Source organism: Paenibacillus sp. KACC 21273 (genome assembly GCF_028736095.1).
Taxonomy (GTDB): domain Bacteria; phylum Bacillota; class Bacilli; order Paenibacillales; family Paenibacillaceae; genus Saccharibacillus; species Saccharibacillus kyungheensis.
In genome coordinates this window covers 2,336,598-2,354,658 of the sequence record NZ_CP117876.1, presented here as the reverse complement: position 1 = coordinate 2,354,658, position 18,061 = coordinate 2,336,598, and the positions used below count along the sequence as shown (strand labels likewise).

General features: G+C 31.6%; 13 protein-coding genes. 3 read left to right on the top strand and 10 right to left on the bottom strand.

The window, feature by feature from the left end; all coding sequences use genetic code 11:
* Nucleotides 1-25: 25 nt before the first annotated feature.
* The 10 genes from PQ460_RS10625 to PQ460_RS10590 form a co-directional block, all read right to left on the bottom strand.
* Nucleotides 26-8,095, bottom strand: coding sequence for a non-ribosomal peptide synthetase (locus tag PQ460_RS10625; RefSeq protein ID WP_274172626.1), 8,070 nt, complete (start codon nucleotides 8,093-8,095; stop codon nucleotides 26-28).
* 77 nt (nucleotides 8,096-8,172) lie between these two features.
* Complete coding sequence (gene ilvE, locus PQ460_RS10620; protein ID WP_274172625.1) at nucleotides 8,173-9,054, bottom strand: branched-chain-amino-acid transaminase; 882 nt, start codon at nucleotides 9,052-9,054, stop codon at nucleotides 8,173-8,175.
* A 1,241-nt stretch (nucleotides 9,055-10,295) separates the two neighbouring features.
* Nucleotides 10,296-11,375 (bottom strand): 4-hydroxyphenylpyruvate dioxygenase, encoded by a 1,080-nt coding sequence (gene hppD, locus PQ460_RS10615; protein ID WP_274172914.1) that lies wholly within the window; start codon nucleotides 11,373-11,375, stop codon nucleotides 10,296-10,298.
* A 36-nt stretch (nucleotides 11,376-11,411) separates the two neighbouring features.
* The gene (locus tag PQ460_RS10610; RefSeq protein WP_274172624.1) at nucleotides 11,412-12,773 is read right to left on the bottom strand and encodes an FAD-binding oxidoreductase; all 1,362 of its coding nucleotides are present in this window, start codon (nucleotides 12,771-12,773) and stop codon (nucleotides 11,412-11,414) included.
* A 164-nt stretch (nucleotides 12,774-12,937) separates the two neighbouring features.
* Complete coding sequence (locus PQ460_RS10605; RefSeq protein ID WP_274172623.1) at nucleotides 12,938-13,960, bottom strand: hypothetical protein; 1,023 nt, start codon at nucleotides 13,958-13,960, stop codon at nucleotides 12,938-12,940.
* Nucleotides 13,961-14,177: 217 nt separating this feature from the next.
* The gene (locus PQ460_RS23525) at nucleotides 14,178-14,324 is read right to left on the bottom strand and encodes an IS3 family transposase (RefSeq protein WP_443147213.1); all 147 of its coding nucleotides are present in this window, start codon (nucleotides 14,322-14,324) and stop codon (nucleotides 14,178-14,180) included.
* Between the two features lie 676 nt (nucleotides 14,325-15,000).
* Nucleotides 15,001-15,240, bottom strand: a complete 240-nt coding sequence (locus tag PQ460_RS10600; protein WP_274172622.1) for a transposase — start codon at nucleotides 15,238-15,240, stop codon at nucleotides 15,001-15,003.
* A gap of 181 nt (nucleotides 15,241-15,421) precedes the next feature.
* The gene (locus tag PQ460_RS10595) at nucleotides 15,422-15,823 is read right to left on the bottom strand and encodes an IS30 family transposase (RefSeq protein ID WP_274172621.1); all 402 of its coding nucleotides are present in this window, start codon (nucleotides 15,821-15,823) and stop codon (nucleotides 15,422-15,424) included.
* A 301-nt stretch (nucleotides 15,824-16,124) separates the two neighbouring features.
* Nucleotides 16,125-16,169 carry a hypothetical protein gene (locus PQ460_RS23520; RefSeq protein ID WP_443147212.1) on the bottom strand — a complete coding sequence of 15 codons (45 nt, stop codon included), beginning with the start codon at nucleotides 16,167-16,169 and terminating at the stop codon, nucleotides 16,125-16,127.
* A gap of 73 nt (nucleotides 16,170-16,242) precedes the next feature.
* Complete coding sequence (locus PQ460_RS10590; RefSeq protein ID WP_274172620.1) at nucleotides 16,243-16,461, bottom strand: S-layer homology domain-containing protein; 219 nt, start codon at nucleotides 16,459-16,461, stop codon at nucleotides 16,243-16,245.
* Nucleotides 16,462-16,575: 114 nt separating this feature from the next.
* On the opposite strand from PQ460_RS10590, the gene PQ460_RS10585 reads away from it, so the two are divergent.
* From PQ460_RS10585 to PQ460_RS10575, 3 genes are all read left to right on the top strand, one after another.
* The gene (locus PQ460_RS10585) at nucleotides 16,576-16,806 is read left to right on the top strand and encodes a hypothetical protein (protein WP_274172619.1); all 231 of its coding nucleotides are present in this window, start codon (nucleotides 16,576-16,578) and stop codon (nucleotides 16,804-16,806) included.
* A gap of 355 nt (nucleotides 16,807-17,161) precedes the next feature.
* Nucleotides 17,162-17,293 carry a hypothetical protein gene (locus PQ460_RS10580; RefSeq protein WP_274172618.1) on the top strand — a complete coding sequence of 44 codons (132 nt, stop codon included), beginning with the start codon at nucleotides 17,162-17,164 and terminating at the stop codon, nucleotides 17,291-17,293.
* Between the two features lie 148 nt (nucleotides 17,294-17,441).
* Nucleotides 17,442-17,840, top strand: a complete 399-nt coding sequence (locus PQ460_RS10575; protein WP_274172617.1) for a hypothetical protein — start codon at nucleotides 17,442-17,444, stop codon at nucleotides 17,838-17,840.
* Nucleotides 17,841-18,061: the final 221 nt, after the last annotated feature.

Genomic DNA, 18,061 nt, shown 5'->3' with positions numbered 1-18,061 from the left:
AAAGTTGTGCTTACATGCTAATACATTATTCTTCGAACAAATTAAGGATGTTGTTGAGATCCTCCATCTCTATATCCTTAGAACTAAAATCACTTGGTGTCATTTCCTTGACTTCTTTGTTAATGCAGTGCTCAATAATTTCTTCTAGGTACATTTTCATGCTATCAAGAAGCTGCTGTGCCATCGTGTGACCAATTTTATGTTCATCATAATTACACTCAAAAAATAATTGTCCGTCCTGAATAAGTCCATCTATCGAAATTGCATGAGCATGATTTTCTTTTTCGTCAATTTCAAGACCTCTTGAAATTGACGAAATTTGGAAAAGAGAGGAGAGATCTTGATCAAACTGTCCTAAATAATTGAAACTAATCTCAGATTTTATTCCATCCTCTTCAAGATTTTTATTCATTTTCAAGATTCCAAATGCTACTCCTTTATTAGGAATCATTCTTAACATTTCTTTTGTCCTCTTAATTTGCTCAGCCAGATTTAAATTATTCATATTAATCAAAACAGGATAGATTGAAGTAAACCAGCCTATTGTTCTGCTAATATTTATATTTTCATCTAACTGTTCACGGCCATGCCCCTCTAAATCTATTTTGACTAGTTCATGTTTTGTTATTTTTTTTACAGCAAGCCCTAGAGCTACTAATAGTAGATCATTGATTTCTGTATTATAAGCATAATTAGCTTGGTATAATAATTCATTAGTTTTTTCTTTTGAAAGTAACAAGAACGGCTTCTCCTTACCTATTTCCTTCGAAATTAGGCGAGTACACTTTATATTTAAAGAGGTCGTTCTAGTAGAAAGTATTTTATTCCAATATGGGATTTGACTGATAACCTCTGGACTAGTTGCATATTTGAACAAAGAATTTGTCCAGTTCTTTATAGAATCTGTTTTTGAAGGAAAATCTATTTTTTGTCCACTAATTCCTTGCACATAACCTGAAGAAAAATCCTCAAATATAATTCTCCATGAAACGCCATCCACTATCAGATGATGAATTACAATTAACAGGTGGTCACCTTTGACAGTATGAAATAATGCTAAGCGTATTAAAGGACCTTTTGTAATATCTAAACTACTTTGTATCATTTGGGCTTTTGACGTAATAGCATCCGTATCATACTTGTCCATCTCTATAACTTCGAAAGAGAAAATCGTATTTTGAATTTCTCTAATTTTTGAACTGTATCTTTGATCACTCAACTTAAACACGGCTCTTAATACATCATGGTGCTCAATAATTTTTTGGAAGACATTCTGAACAACTTGAAAATCAAACCCATCTTTTCTATAGAGCATATAAGACTGATTAAAATGATTTATTGTTTTTATATTGCTTTCAAAAAGATGATTCTGAGCAGGAGTTAAGCCTATTTTACCAGTTATTACTTCTTGACTAACTTGATTTTTAAATTTTTTAACATAATTACTTAGTTCACGTATTCTGGGGTAATTAAATAAATCAACAGTATCTATTCTTAAATGATATTTCATTAGATTAGCAGAAATTTGGAGAGCCTTAATCGAATCTCCTCCATTTTCAAAAAAGTTATCATCAACCCCAATAGTAGGTACCCCTAAAACTTTAGTCCATATTTCAACAAGCTTCTCTTGTATCTCATTTTCAGGAGCTTTGTAATCATCAACGGAAGAAGATTCTTGAATAGGATCAGGTAAAGCTTTCAAATCAAGTTTGCCATTTGGCGTTAAAGGCAATATATCAAGATATAAAAAGTAAGCAGGTATCATGTAGTCAGGTAGCTTTTTATTAATATAAGCTCGAAGTGAACTAGTACTCATTTGTTTATCTGCAACTAAATAGGCACATAAATACTTATCTCCTAACTCGTTATTTTTTGCTATCACAACCGCCTTTTGAATATCAGGATGACTAATTAAATGGACTTCTATTTCAGCTAATTCTATTCGGAATCCTCGAATTTTTACTTGATGATCAAACCTTCCCAGATACTCAATATTCCCATCAGGTAGCCACCTTGCCAGATCTCCAGTTCTATACATCTTTTCACCAGGTATAAATGGATTATCTACAAATTTTTCATTTGTAAGTTCTTCACGATACAAATAACCACGACTAAGCCCTATACCAGAAATACACAATTCACCTTTTACACCTAAGGGAACTAAGTTGTTATCTTGATCTAGTATATAGATTTGCATATTATCAAGTGGCTTACCAATTGGTATGTTTTTTCTATTGTCTTTAGTAATTTTATATTGTGTACAAATAACTGTATTCTCTGTGGGACCATAAGTATTAAATACTTCATAAGATACGTTAGTACTGTATGAACGAACTTTGTCTCCCCCAGTTAATAATAATCTTAAGCTCTTGTTCCTCAAATCCATAAATTGTTCAGATACTTGCGGAGGAAGCCATGTGATTGTAATTTTATTCGCTTCAAAGAAATCATTTAGCAGATTGACATCTAAACGTATTTTCTCTGGAATTATATAAACAGAAGATCCAGAAATAAGATAAGGAAATAGCTCCCAAATTGAAGCATCGAAACCAAATGAAGCATATTTCGTTGATCGGTCCCTTTCCGTTAATTGATAGAACCTCTTATGCCATTCTGACAGATTTACAAGAGATCGATGTTCTATCATTACACCTTTAGGGTTTCCAGTAGAACCTGACGTATAAATAACGTATGCCAGACTATTTGATGTTGCTATAGGTTCTAAATTTTCTTGTGAAGTAGTCAGATAATCATCATTAAGCATAATTTTCTTACCCGCGAACTCGACTCTGTTGAACAAATGATCTTGTATAACTATAGTATTTAAACGGCTATCTTCTAATAAATAATTTATTCGTTCTTCTGGATATGAAGGATCTATAGGTAAAAATGCTCCTCCAGCTTTTAAAATTGCTAACATAGCAACTATCATTTGAATTGATCTATCCGATACGATACCTACCAAATGATCATTAATTAAACCTTGATTACGAATATAGTGAGCAAGTCTATTTGCTTTATTATTTAAATCCGTATATGTTAAATATTCTCCCTTATAAACTACAGCTACATTAGTAGGAGTTCTTTCAACTTGTTCTTCGAACAATTGATGAATAAGCTTATTCTTCGAATATTGCTGGTAGGTATTGTTAAATTCATTTAACAATACCTGTTTCTCATCTCTGGTTAGAATATCAATTTGATTTAATTTAATGTCTTTATTTTGAGTCACAATCTTCAATATATTACTAAAATGATTTTTCATACATTCAATAGTAGATTTGTTAAATAATCTGCTATTATAATCGAAATTTAGATTAACTGAATCGTTTTCCACAACTGCTTCAAGTGCAAGTTCAAATTTCGTGTTTTGTTGAATTATTTTATAAGGAGTAACTGATGTGTTCTCCAGATTAAGGAAATCACCTGAATCTTGGAACACAAAGCTTGTATCAAATACAGGATTTCTACTAAAGTCCCTTTGTAAATTTAGCTTCTCTATTATTTCCTCAAATTGGAAATCTTGATTTTCGAAAGCTTCTAGAGTAGTTACTTTGATTTCATTTACTAAATGTGAGAAAGCTAATTCTCCTCTAGGCTTATTTCGGAGAGCTAATGTATTTGCGAACATTCCAATTACAGATTCTGTATTGGTAAGTTGTCTTCCAGAAATTATAGAACCAACAATAATATCTTCTTGTCCAGTATATTTAGCTAAAAGTACATTATAAGTTGCTAATAAAACCATGAATAGTGTACTATTAGTACCTTTAGCTAAATTATTTAGTTTCTCTGTAAGGGATTTGTTAATATTTAAAACTATTCTATCCCCTTCAAATGATTGAATCGAAGGTCTTGAATAATCAATAGGTAGCTCAAGTACAGGCATGTCTTTCAATTTATCCAACCAATATTTTTCCTGTTTATCAAAAATATTTGCATGCTGCCATTCAGAGAAATCTTTATATGTTAGTTGTAATTCAGGAAGTTGAGATCCTTTATATATCTCGGATAATTCATGTAAGAGTATTTCTTGTGATAAACCATCAGCAACAATATGATGAATATCAATTACTATAACGCTTCTATCTTTATCAAACTCAAAAACAGCAACTCTCATTAACGGAGAAGCATTAAGTTTAAATGGTTTAACAAATGCTTTTACTTCTTTAGCTAATTGCTCTTTATTTATCAAACTAAATTCAATAACACATCTCGCTTCTTTAGAAATAGATTGGACCAACTCATCTTTATACCATTTGAAAGAGGTCCTTAAGGACTCATGCCTTAGTACAAGTAAATTAACTGCTCTTTGTAATCTATGCTTATCAATTTGCCCTTCAATAAAATAAGCACCCGTTATATTATAAGAAAGTTTGACATCTAGACTATTTTCTAACGTATAAATACGCTTTTGTGCAGATGAAATTGGATAATACTTCTTCGATACCGCAGCTTTTATTTTTTCTACTTTTATTGAACTTACATCTATTAATGAAGCTATATTTGTTATTGTTTTTAACTGAAAGATCTTTGAAATCTTAATTTCCTTATTAAAATCTTGTCTTATGTGAGAAACAAGCATAGCAGCTTTAAGTGAGTTTCCACCTAGTAAAAAGAAATCATCATTTATCCCAATTGGCTCTTTACCTAAAATTTTTGACCATATCTCGCAAAGCTTCTCTTCCACTTTATTAGTAGGTGAAGCATAGTTAGTTTCTGTTTCTAGAATCTTGCCATTAGTAGAAAGTAGTTTCCGATTAACTTTACCACTAGAAGTAAGTGGTATCTTATCCATAATCATAAATTGAGAAGGAATCATGTAGTCTGGAAGGTGTAATTCTAAATAATCTCTCAGTTCATCATGGTTATTAATACTTCCCACATAATAAGCACATAAATAATTCTCTCCAGTTACATTATATTGTATTGTAACAACTACTTCTTTAACTTCAGGATGAGTTAACATTTTGTCCTCTATATCTCCAAGCTCCACCCTATATCCTCTAATTTTCGTTTGAAAATCAATGCGACCTATGAATTCTAAATCACCATTGGAATTTTGTTTGACCCAGTCCCCTGTTTTATACAATCTTCCAAAAGTACTTGCATATTCTTCAGTAAAACTCTTAATTGTTAATTCCGGTTGATTAAGATAGCCTCTTCCTAAGCTTTGACCAGCGATAAATAATTCACCAGGATAACCTGGACGCATTATTTTACCTTTATTATTCATTACATAAAACTGAGTGTGTATAATAGGTGGCCCTAAAGTAACTTTCGAATCAGATGCATCTAGACATTTAACTGAAGTCCAGACAGTGGTTTCTGTAGGCCCATACATATTGTAAATTTTGGCTGTGGTTGATTCCTTAACGGTCCTAAACAATTGAATGGGGAGAGCTTCTCCTCCTATTAACAAGGTTTTTATATGGTTTAAACTAGCTTTCCCAATAGGATCACTCATTAACAGTTGTAAACGAGATGGAGTACTCTGTAGCATATTTATATGATGCTTAACGATCAAATTATACAAAGCAGAAGAATCAAGTTGCTCCTCATCATTTGCTATTACAACACCACTTCCAAATGTTATAGGTAAAATAAGTTCTAAAATGGAAATATCAAATGATAGATTAGTTATTGCCAGATATACATCTTCAGGTGATAATTTAAACATATTATCCATGCCCTTAACAAAGTTATAAAGATTTTTATGTTCTATCATAACTCCTTTGGGTTGCCCAGTAGATCCAGAAGTATAAATTACATATGCAAGATTATTAGGAGATAGTTTTAACAAAAAAGCGTCATCATTTATGAAGATATCTAATTTTTTTAAATTTAATGTTAATTGATTCTTGAATCTGTTTCTTTTTACGTAATTACTTTTTTTCTTATTAATCTTCATCAACACATCATATCTATATTTTGTTAATTCATTCTCAACCGTATATATTTTTTGAGATAACTCGATTTCTTCGATTTCTGGCATATCAATTTGAATATCATTGAAATAGTTTTTCGACAGAAATAACTCATTGGAAAAATCAGTTTTTATCTTGTGTTTTAGTTCCGGATTATTTTCCTGAAAAGTAAGCATCGAAGCAATTAATTCATCTTTCAGATCTAAATCCATAATATCGCCAATAAATACTATTCCATCCTTAGATAACAATGATAATGCTTTTTTAATAACATCTTTTAAATAATTCAATCCCGGAAAATACTGTATTACACTATTTAAAATGATAATATCAAAATCTTTTTCTTTTAATTGATCGATCTCATGAGCTTGTAGGCAGTCCAGTGTTATATTTTCAATTCCTTCAGAAGTGATAAATTGTTTATTTTGTTCTATTATAGAAGACGAAAGATCTGTTCCAAAATATGATCCCACTTTAGGCGCAATCTGATACATACTCAATCCGCTAGCACAACCAATTTCCAACACTTTTGTTTTTGAAGTTAAGAATGGATCTAGCTTTGTTGATATATTCTCCGTAAATTCTTCCATTTCCTTAATTGAAAACTCGTCTCCAGTATAACTGTTATACCAGCCACCAGCGGCTATCCTATTTGTTGCTTCTTCAGCAATATATCCCCACAAATTTTGATCCATAAGAGTAGTTGGTTGTTCTTCTACTTTAACTTCATCTGAGTCAATACAAATATATGTATTAAAATAATTACATTCCCACTGTAATTTATCTAAAGCAGAAATACATTGTGATGTACAAATAATAGTTTTAAGTTTAGAATTGTTAAGTATTTTTTTTATTCTTTCATAAGGAAAAGATATGTCAATAGGAACATAAGATCCACCAGCTTTCATAATCCCTAACATAGCTACAACCATATAAGCTGATCTTTCCATATAGACACCGACTAATGATTCTGTACTAATTTTTTGGTTATTTCTCAAATAATCGGCAATAATGTCAGACTTAATGTCCAATTGTCTATAGGTAAGTTTTTCATTTCCACACTCTACTGCTATTTTATTAGAAAATCGATGTACTTGTTCTTTAAACAAATCAATTATGGTATCTTCAGAATCACTAAGTATTTCAGTTTTTCTACTTACTAAATCTATCGGTTCTGAATACCCTATTGAATCAATACTTAAAGAAGAGTCCTTCAGCAAGCTAGTAACTATATTATCAATTTCTTCCAAAATCCAATTAATTAAATTTTCATTGTAATTATTAGAATTATAACGTATACATAATTCAAGATCAGAATTCACATAAATTACTTGCTTTAATAATTGTAAATGTAAAGAAAAATCTAATGTACTTAAGTCAATCTCTTTGTCATGTCTAAAACACAAAACTGTATCGTATAACAACTCCGAAGTGTTAGTGACTGTATATAACTCATTTAGCCTAATGGAAGAATAATGTTTATTTTCTTTTATCAAGTTCTCTACTAAAGAAAGAGCTTGATATACTGTATCTTCTTTAGATGTTTTTAATCTTAGTGGCAATATGTCTTGCATGTTAATTATATTAGAGTCATGGTAAACAGCCCCGAAAACTGCCTCATTTTTATGGTTATATCGTTCAAGAAAAATTCCCCAAGCTAGATAAAAATAAGTTGTATAATGGAAATCTTTTTTGTCTACTTCCTTTTTCCATTTTTCCGATTTGTATATAATTTGATTTATCTTACTTTTCGAGAATTGACTCTTTTTATCCTTATACTCTGGCTGTACTGTTTCAGTCATCAAGATATCAGTCATTAAATTTTCCCAATAATCTTTTACCGATATGGAGGCTTTTTCAGAAGATATTAAAGTATCACTTTCAAATTTGCTTCTCGAATGACATTTGTTTAGAAATTCATCTACTAATAAAGCAAGCTTGATTTCACCTAACAATTCACCATTATTAGTAAATACAATTGTTGTTGTTGTTGTTTTTGAAGTTGTAATATGAATCTCACAATGAGAATTAGTTTCAGCTTTATAGAAGGTTTCTTCCCAAGACTTTTTTAATAAGTATTCTGGTAGAGGACAGTTATAAGCAATTTCAATTTTTTCTCTAAAGACTGGATCGTTCTCTACATTATACTGATATTTAAAGTTCTCCATTATACATCATCTCCTTAAAAAACCATGTTCAGTAATTTATAAATCAGCATTTATTCGAAACGTTTCGTATAAATGAATCACAAAAAAAACACTCCTTCTTTCTCAACATTCTCAAGAAAATTTTCATATAATTTTACAGTAAGCAAACCGGGTTCGCCCTGTCCTATTACTCGTCCATCAATTTTAACAACTGCTATCATTTCAGCAGCCGTTCCTGTCATAAAGACTTCATCGGCGATATATAAATCGTGTCTTGTAATTAAATGCTCTTCTACTTTAATTCCCTTATTACTTGCAAGTCTCATTACAAAATTCCTTGTAATACCTTCTAAAGCCCCTAAAGAGCAATATGGCGTGAGTAACCTATCTTCTTTGACTATAAAAATATTTTGAGTTGTGGCTTCTACAACATATCCCTCATCATTAAGGATAATCCCGTCTTGCGCTCCTGCTATTAAGGCTTCCGTTTTAGCTTGGATATTATTTAAATAATTTAAAGATTTGATTTGTGGAGACAAAGAATCATTTTTTGTTCTTCTAGTCGGAACTGTTACTGCCTCAATGCCACTTTTATAGTATTCCTTTGGAAAAGCCTCAAAACTTTCTGCCATTACCATAAAACTTGGTTTAGGACATAAAAATGGACTTAAATTATATCCATCACCTACACCACGAGACAGAATAATTCTTATATATGCAGTATGTAATTTATTCTTTAACAACGTCTGAAGAATGATATTAATACATTCATCAAAATTATACGGAATATCAATCATCAAAGACTTAGCAGAATTAAATAAACGCTTAATATGTTCTTCTAGTAGAAAAACGTTTCCATTATAAGCCCGAATTCCTTCGAAAACACCATCACCAAATAATAATCCTCTATCATATACAGAAATTAATGCTTCACTTTTTTTTACGTAATTACCATCAATAAAAATAATTTGCTCATTCATTTAAACTTCCCCCTATTTTGAATTGTTTTTTATTAGGTGCTTTTCATGAATCTTAAAATATTTGAGTTTTCTTTTTCCAGTTAAAACTTGTGTTATCTTTCCATTGAAATAATTGAGTTTAACTTAAAAAACGAAACGTTTCGATTTTGCTGTTTAGAAATTTTTGAGTTAATATTTTCTACAAGTTGATGATATTGGAATTAAATTTAACCGTAAACCAAAAATGTTATATATTACATATTTCAGTTGTTATATTGGGAATTATCTGAAAACTAATCTATTTATAATTACAATCAAAGAATATGATCAGGCGATTAGCACAAATCAAAGACGATATGAACTTAGTGATGAACAATGGGAGCAGATTCAGCATTTATTTCATCCATATCATAAAGACGCCCTCCCAAATTAAGAATCTCATCTCGTTTAATGTAATTTTCTGGATCACCCGTAGCAGTTCAGCATGACGCAATTTGCCAGAAGAACGCTATAGTTCTTGGGAAACATTATATAGCCAATTTTGTACGTAGCGGGATACTTAGATTTGGGTTTCCTTTTTACGCACTTTACATCGAACCTGAATTTGAAAATTTAAGTATCTACTCAACGTCGGTCAGGGCTCATCAACATAGTGCAGGGGCTAAAAACACCATCGTTCATGAAATCTACTAACATATTGGATTGATCGGTGGTGGAAACCAACCAAGATTCACATGGTGATTGATGGTTTAAATAATCCTTTAGCTTTTCTACAGAGCGGAGGACACATTCATGATTCTGTAACTACTATGGATTTGCTACAAGATGTTGAGATCAAAGGAAGTCAGATTCTTAGCGACAAAGCGTTCGGGAATGGTTGCAATCTAAGAAAGCTTCTTTTGTGCTTCCACCCAAAGTCAATTACCTAGGTCCTTGGAAAGACGATGGACATGTATACACAGAACCGCAGTTGGTCGAATGTTTCTTTAATAAATTGATGCGTTCTCGTCGTATACCACACATTACGAAAAATTAGCAAGTTTTTTTAAACTTCTGTATATGTCGTATCTATTTTTAAACTTATTCAATAGTCATTTTTCAGACACGAACTCATATATTATTAAAATAGATAGTTTATATAGCGATTCTTCTAATGAGAACTTTAATGTATTAACATGCTTATTAGAAGAATCAGAGTTTATGCATTTTAGGTAAATATCATATTTCAACTATAATCTATTGAGTTTCTTTACTTCTATGATTTATAAATTACCACGTTTTGCTTGTTCTCTTTCCACTGCTTCAAATAAGGCAGCTATATTACCATTACCAAACCCTTTGGAACCTTTTCTTTGGATGACCTCAAAAAATAAAGTTGGACGATCCTGTATTGGTTGACCAAATATTTGTAATAGATATCCTTCTTCATCACGATCTACTAGTACTTTTAAACGTTGAAGTTCTTCTAAAGATTCATCAATATTACCTACTCTATTCAATAATAATTCATAGTAACTATCTGGTGTATAAAGAAATTCATTCCCCTGCTGAGTAAGAGTATCGATAGAATGGATAATATTATCAGTAGATAAAGCAATGTGTTGTACACCTGGTCCATTATTGTAATCCATGTATTCTTGTATCTGAGACTTTTTATTTCCTGCCGCCGGTTCCACAAAAGTAACTTTAACGCGCTCAGTTCCGTTCTTTAAAATTTTTGTCATTAAAGAAGAGTTTCCTGAACTAATTTCATCTTTTTTAAATTCTTGTTGCAATTTAAAGCCAAAAATCCGTTCATAAAAATTAGTCCATTCATTCATACTTTCTACACATATTGCCAAATGATCTATTCGATATAATCCAGAAACATTTTTTATAGGGAATACTGGGCTATCAATAACTTTATATCCTGGTTTAAAACATCCCTTATAGTTTCTTCTCTCAATTAATGTATGTATAACATCTCCAAAACCATTTATTGCAGCATATTTAATATCCCCATCACTATCTGAAATTATTAGAGGTGAACTAACTTTCTGAGCCCCCTGCTGAATAGATTCTTCGTAGCAGGAATCGAGATCATCTACTTTAAATGCTATATCTCCAACATTGTCTCCATGTTTTTTTACAAACATTGCTATAGGATGTTTTTCATCATAGGCGCTACTAATAACTAACGTAATATCTCCTTGTTTTAAAACATAAGAAACCACTTCACGATCTCCTGTTTCTAAACCACGATATGCAACTAAGTTAAATCCGAACAGTTTACTTAAATAAAAAGCAGATTGTTTTGCATTTCCTACATAAAACTCTAAATAATCAATATCCTCAATTCTCATTTCTGCTTGACTTAAGCTTCTCACTACATTACCACCTCATATTATTTTTTGTGGATTCATAATATTATTAGGATCTATTGTTTCTTTTATTCTGTTCATTAAAATTAATGAATTGCCATGCTCACTTTGTAAATGCTTTTTTTTTCCTAAACCGATTCCATGCTCACCACTGCTTGTTCCACCTATTGATAGTGCATATTCAGTTATTAATTCACTCATTGTATGAGCTCTTTTTATATCATTTGCATCATAAATATTAACAGGAAAAATAACATGAAAATTCCCATCCCCAGCATGACTGACAATAACACCTTGAAAGTCATGTTTTTTCATTTGTTCTCTGGCATGCTTTATTGCTATAGCTAAATTTGATATAGGTACACAAACATCAGTTGTCATTAACTTTTTATCTAAGAAAAAAGATTGAACAGAGAAAGCAAGTTCATTTCGTTGTTTCCATAATTCTTCAATTTTTTTGAAATCGTATTCAAAAGAAACTTCAATTATTTTTTTATGTTCTTTCAAAATTTCTATCAACTGATTTTTAATAAATGAGACATCCTTAGATTCACTTAAAACTTCAATAAACAAATGCGGTGAGACAGGATAAGTAGTCTTTTTATCATAATTTATAATTGACATTGCTTGTTCATCAAGTAATTCCAATTTAGAAACCCCAGAAATAGATTGCCCTATAACAACTGAAGTTTGACATGCAGTATCAATATCTTTAAAAGCAAGTTTGGCGACTAATTTATTTTTTATAATATTTTTCACACTCAATATAACCTCTGTAACAACACCTAAAGTACCTTCAGCACCTATAAATAAACTTGTCAAATTATAACCTGAAGATGACTTTTTTGTAAGTCCACCAGTTTTAATAATCATTCCATCCGGTAAAACAACTGTTAAGCCAAGAACGTTATGTTTCATAGCACCATACAGTAAAGCGTTAGACCCGCTCGCATTAGTTGAAACCATTCCTCCAATTGTTGCATCCATTCCAGGATTGACTGGAAAAAAAAGATTAATTCTTTTTAATTCTTCATTAAGAACTTTTCTGCTTATTCCTGCTTCTACTGTGACAGTCAAATTATCCGAATTAATACTTACTATTTCCTTCATCAATGTCATATTTAAACTTATCCCTTTTTGAACAGGAATCACATGTCCATCCGTACTTGTACCATGTCCAAATGGTGTAATTGATATCTTATTCTTACTTGCATATCTTAGTAGAGCAGATATCTCATTCGTATTTTTAGGATATACTACTACATCAGGTAATACACCAAAATGATACGAAGTAGTATCATTACTATGCTTTAACAAAGTATTTTTATCAGTAATAACGCGTTTTTCTTCTTTAATTATATTCTTAATTTCATCAATCACAGGCTTCAATCTCTCCTTTCAATTTAATATGAAAATAACCTAAAATTTTATTCCATTAATTACAATTTTTACATCAACAGTACGTTAATATTAATATTAATATATTAGATAAATATTTACAACCTAATAATTTTACTTTATTAAATTATTAGGTTGTAAACAACTTATTGAATATTATCTAGTTCCTTGAGCATTAACTCTAAAATATCTTTCTCATCATTTTTTATTACTTTTAATGCTTTAATTATCCTCTCCATTATTTCTTCATTTTTTGTTAAACTACACTTTATATATAAAACAAGTTGTTTTTCTATACTATTTTTAAGCAACTCATATTTTTTAAATATATCATCGGAAAAAATTAAAAAGGCTTGACTTTTTAAGTATTCCAATTTTAATAGCATAAATTTTTTGTGTTCCAATAAAACATATAGTGGTCTATGATCATATGTAATATCTACATTAAGTGACCCTAAATTCAAAAAATCTATTAATTTATCATACACATTAAGCCCAGTAGTCAAATTTTCACTAATACTAGAATTATAAGCGTCTTCTTGATTCAATAGAGGTAAAAAAATTGAATTATAATGACAAATCAGTTGTTGTTTAAACAATGTAGTGTTGTAAACAAAGTTCTCTAAATTATAATTTTCATTATATTTAATCAAATGTATATATGATTTAAAGTCTATTTCGGCATTAACATTATAAAAGGAAAATTTTAGATCATTATAATCTATATTTTTAGCTGAATATTTTGATTTATTGTAATAACCATGTATCTTAAATGTTTTATTTAAATCATCAAATCCAGAAATCATAATAGAATGAACAAAATGATTTTTCCCAAATTCGCTTGAACAAGGAAGATAAAATTCATCTATATACAACCATATATAATAGTCACTTATAATATTTTCTCTAATAAATTCTATAAAATCATTTTTATTACTTAGTAGAAAATCTCGACAAATTCTTTGAGATCCTTGAAACCAGGGATAAAGAACATATTCTGGAGTTTTAACAAAAAAATCACAAAATCCATTATTGTCTATAAAAATATTGCTATAATTAGAAAAAATCCAAGGTAAACATTCTTTTTTTTCAGAAATAATAGACATATAAAATGAATGTTGGGGGTAGCATCCTATAAGAGGGACACTTGTTGGTAATATTTTTTTCAATATTGGATCTCCATTTCTTGTGGTATAGTATCAACTTTATTGCATAATTATACTTATTAAGCATAAATAAAGCAACAATTCTAAATATTTACTCCTATATCTAATGATTTCATTTGTTGAGATATTAATTCAATTCACTGATGTTCAAATAACCATTTATTTCTATACCTTATTTTATAAAAAAGACAAATTGTTGGTCATACCCCATCAGGTAGAACTAAAAAGTACGTTTCAAAAAGTGCCCTCTTCTCGAAGTTCTTTCGGGGAGGCCGTTTAGTTTACTTTGGAAATGTTCCTCGTTGTAATACGTCAAATAATTAGCAATTTGCATTTTTGCTTCTTCGAACGTTTTCGGATTCTTCAAGTACAGTTTCTCGGTCTTCAAATGCGAAAAAAATCACTCTACATATGACAATTCCCTCGTCTGGAATGGCTGCCCGTCAGCCCTTTCGCTTGTAGAAGATGCGCGTAGCTTTTCGTCGTGTATTGAAATCCTTGGTCCAAGTACAGCAAACCCGGCTGTGGGGCTGTGGATCTAGCTGTTCAACCGTGTAGTGGCGAGTTTCAAATCGTTTCGTTTGAACAACATGCAAGTTTTCACTTCATTGTTGTATGGGTCTATCACGACAGATAAATAAGCAAATTCGTGTCTAGTCTGGACATACGTTACGTCGGTCATCAGCTTTTGTCCCAGTTCTCCAGCAGCAAAGACACGTTTCAGCACATTCGCAAAACACACGGAAGGCTTGTCTTTGGCAAAGGAACGCTTACAACGAATCAATGAGCGAATCGAGAGTTTACGCATGAGACAGCGTACCTTTTTGTGATTTACCACTAGCCCTTCTCGGCGCAAAGCGATCTCTGTATACGAGGGACTCCAACATGCGGACGCAGCCTGTGAATACTCAGCAAATGAGCTTTTAGGTCGGCATCTCTGTTCTCACGTTGCGTACGAGTAGCCTGGCCATTTCTCCATTTATAATAGTCGGACCGTAAAATCTCGGCAAGTTTGCAAAACCCAAAAATGGGATAACTACTGCTCATTTCTTGAAAGGACTGGCACCGAGTTTGGAAATCCAACTGCCCTCCCCGTGTAGATTTGGATTGCGCTTTTTTAAGTATTCCACTTGGGCTTTAAGATAGGCATTTCCCTCTTCCATTCTCTCAAATTTGGTTTTGTTACATCGCCCGTGTTCATCGGTAAATCCTTCCTTATTCTTACTTTTCTCGTTCCACTTTCCAATCTGAGTTTTGCTTAAGATGCCTAGCTTCTCCATCATCTTAGAATAACTGCAGCTTTTTTCCCTTCTCAGTCTAACCTCTTCCCGCTAAGTTTCGTTGCTGTATAGGTTGAATGTCTGTCTTTTTTTGGCCATGAAAAATCCCCTTTAGTCTTCAGAGTTGTTCTGATTGTAGCATGAGGTATTTTTTTACTGTCTACCTTGAGTAGATAATACCACGTCAATTCAAGTGCCACAGTTCTTTCTGAAATGATTCATGTGTGGATTTCCAGCTTACATATTTGCGAGGTCGGTGGTTGATCAAAGCAAGTACTTGTTCAAGTTCAACATCGGTCACTTGGGTAAAATCGTGGCCTTTGGGGAAGAATTCTCGAAGTAGACCATTCGCATACTCGCTAGGAGCACGATACCAGGAAGCGTAGAGATCGGCGAAATAAACGCCTAGACCGTGCAGGCGCTCAAGTGCTTCATGACACGCAAATTCTTTTGCTCTGTCGACCGTCGTAGTTAGAATGGTTGATTTTGGATATTCACTAGCCAGCACACCGAACATGATTTCTAGCAAAAAATTGGTTCGATTGCGGATCTTAATCATTTGATAAAAATGTGTTTTCCGCTTCATCTTTAATCTTTCTGAGCCTTGTAGGTCGAAGCCGCTTCATTGCATTTAAGCTCCCGACTAATGGCCTAGACACCGGCTCATGGACAGAGTAAGAATTCTAGTTTATTGTGTTCTATTATCCTAAAATGAGTATAAGTCATGATGGGTTCTTCTTGTAGAAAGTGTTGCGGTGACTTCGTTCTATACGAATCTAGCCATGATCTTTTTTGTATTCAGTTTGAGGTGTTGCACTTCATTTTACAATTCGTCACATCCTATTACTGTTATGATCTCGACGTTGCTAAATGGTAACTTGAGTTTATTAAACTGCTTCTTGTCTTGTGATCGAAGCATGAGGTCGAAACATTTGATCAGGATAACCTTCAATATATCCGACAATCATAGCTTTCGCTGCATTTGCATAATACCAATCGGCAATTTTATATTTTAAATTCCTTCTTTTTAGCTTCTGAAGTCGTAGCGTCCTTTAAAGCTAAGCCATCATACAATAAGGTGATGAATTCGGCTCGTGTAATAAGACAATCCGGATAAAAGTTCTCATAAGGGTATCCCTTTAAAATACCTTGGTCTGTCCATTTTTTCAATACATTACTTTCCCAGTTCTCCTGTAAATTTTCTTTTGCAGCAGTGAAACTCATGCATAGTTTTTAAAGTTTGTGTACACGCTCTAGATTAGACATTTCAGATCCAAAAAATAAGGATTTAATACAAATTATTCATATTTTAGTATAATTAAACTATGGAGGTTTCAAATGTCTAAAATACAATCTTTGCATTCATTAGCTCAATCAATTGAAAATATAAGTATGGATAACTCATCTGACGGTAAGGCAACTGTCTCATACAAAACCGCTGAACGCCGCATCAAAGATTTGTTTAAATCATTTAGTATTGATATAAATGAGTTGAAAGAAGAAAATAACTATCTTTTTTGTAGCAGAAGAATCAGTCTTTATTCAAGGTATTATTGCTCATCTTCTTAATAAAAAGAGCTTTGCTTACAAATTTATGATTTCTGACACTATAACTGAATTCAATTCTAATACCTTTAATGATTTAAGTGACTTCTTGATATCAATGAAGGAATCTATGATTGACAAAATGAATAAAGATGATGTGGATAGATATATGTTTATTTTGGTTAATAACTTTCAATTCATATCTTTATAAATCCGTGAAAATATTTGCAGGTTGGTGGATACTTTGTATATCTACTCAAGAAGAGAATTTTATGAGCAACATTTAAATTACCTCATTCAGTTAAAAAAAACATTCGAAAAAGATTATGCATCTATTGTTATGGATATGACTCTGGAGTCCCTTGAGTTAGTCCAGCTTATGGAAGAATACAAAGAAGAAATAGGTGAGAAAATAAACTATGACCATTTCGGTTCTAAAGAAATTAGTGAACAATATGTGCAACGTGATGAAATTCTCCTGAATTTTATAAAGAATAATCCTCTGATTTAAGAACACATTGAAAAGGAATTAGATAGTGAAATTGATGATATATTCGAGTAATAAAATGTATGGACAAAATTAATGTTGAATTGTCCGTGCTATAATATTAAATTTCGCTTACTTTTAGATATATCTTACCGAGAGGAGAAATTTAAAAATGAGCAAAGCTAAAAGTATTCTGTATGGAGTAATGTTAGATAGAAAGTTTGTTGTAGTTATGAAGAAGAAGTCAAAAGCAAAAAGGTATCGTAACCTTCATAATCAAATATCAAGATTGACGTATTTTGAATATTATCAAGATGAATATGGGAAAAACCAAATTTGGGATATGTGGAAGCTAGCAGGCGATCATTATACATTAGGGAAGCTGCATCTTATCGCTTCTTCTAATCAGGATCATAACGATAATGATAATTGGAGACACCGGCTATATAAAAACAGAAAAATCGGTGAACATCTTAATGTAAGTGATCTAGAGGATATCTATTTAAAACGACGAGAATTAGATAAAGAATTTGAAAAGTTAGAAGAGACTTATAAGCAGTTGGATGACTAATACCCACAGACAGAACAAAGGCTCTATCCATTTAAAGATAGAGCCTTTGTATTACATCTTTGGAGGTACATATGACAATTTTAGATAACGAAAAGAAATTGATCCAGGTAATTTTTACTTGTTACAATAATAACCACACTATGCTAGGATGACAAGTCCTTCAACGATCAATGTCTGATAGATCTCAAATCGAACTCTCTGACCTAGACAACAATTTTAAA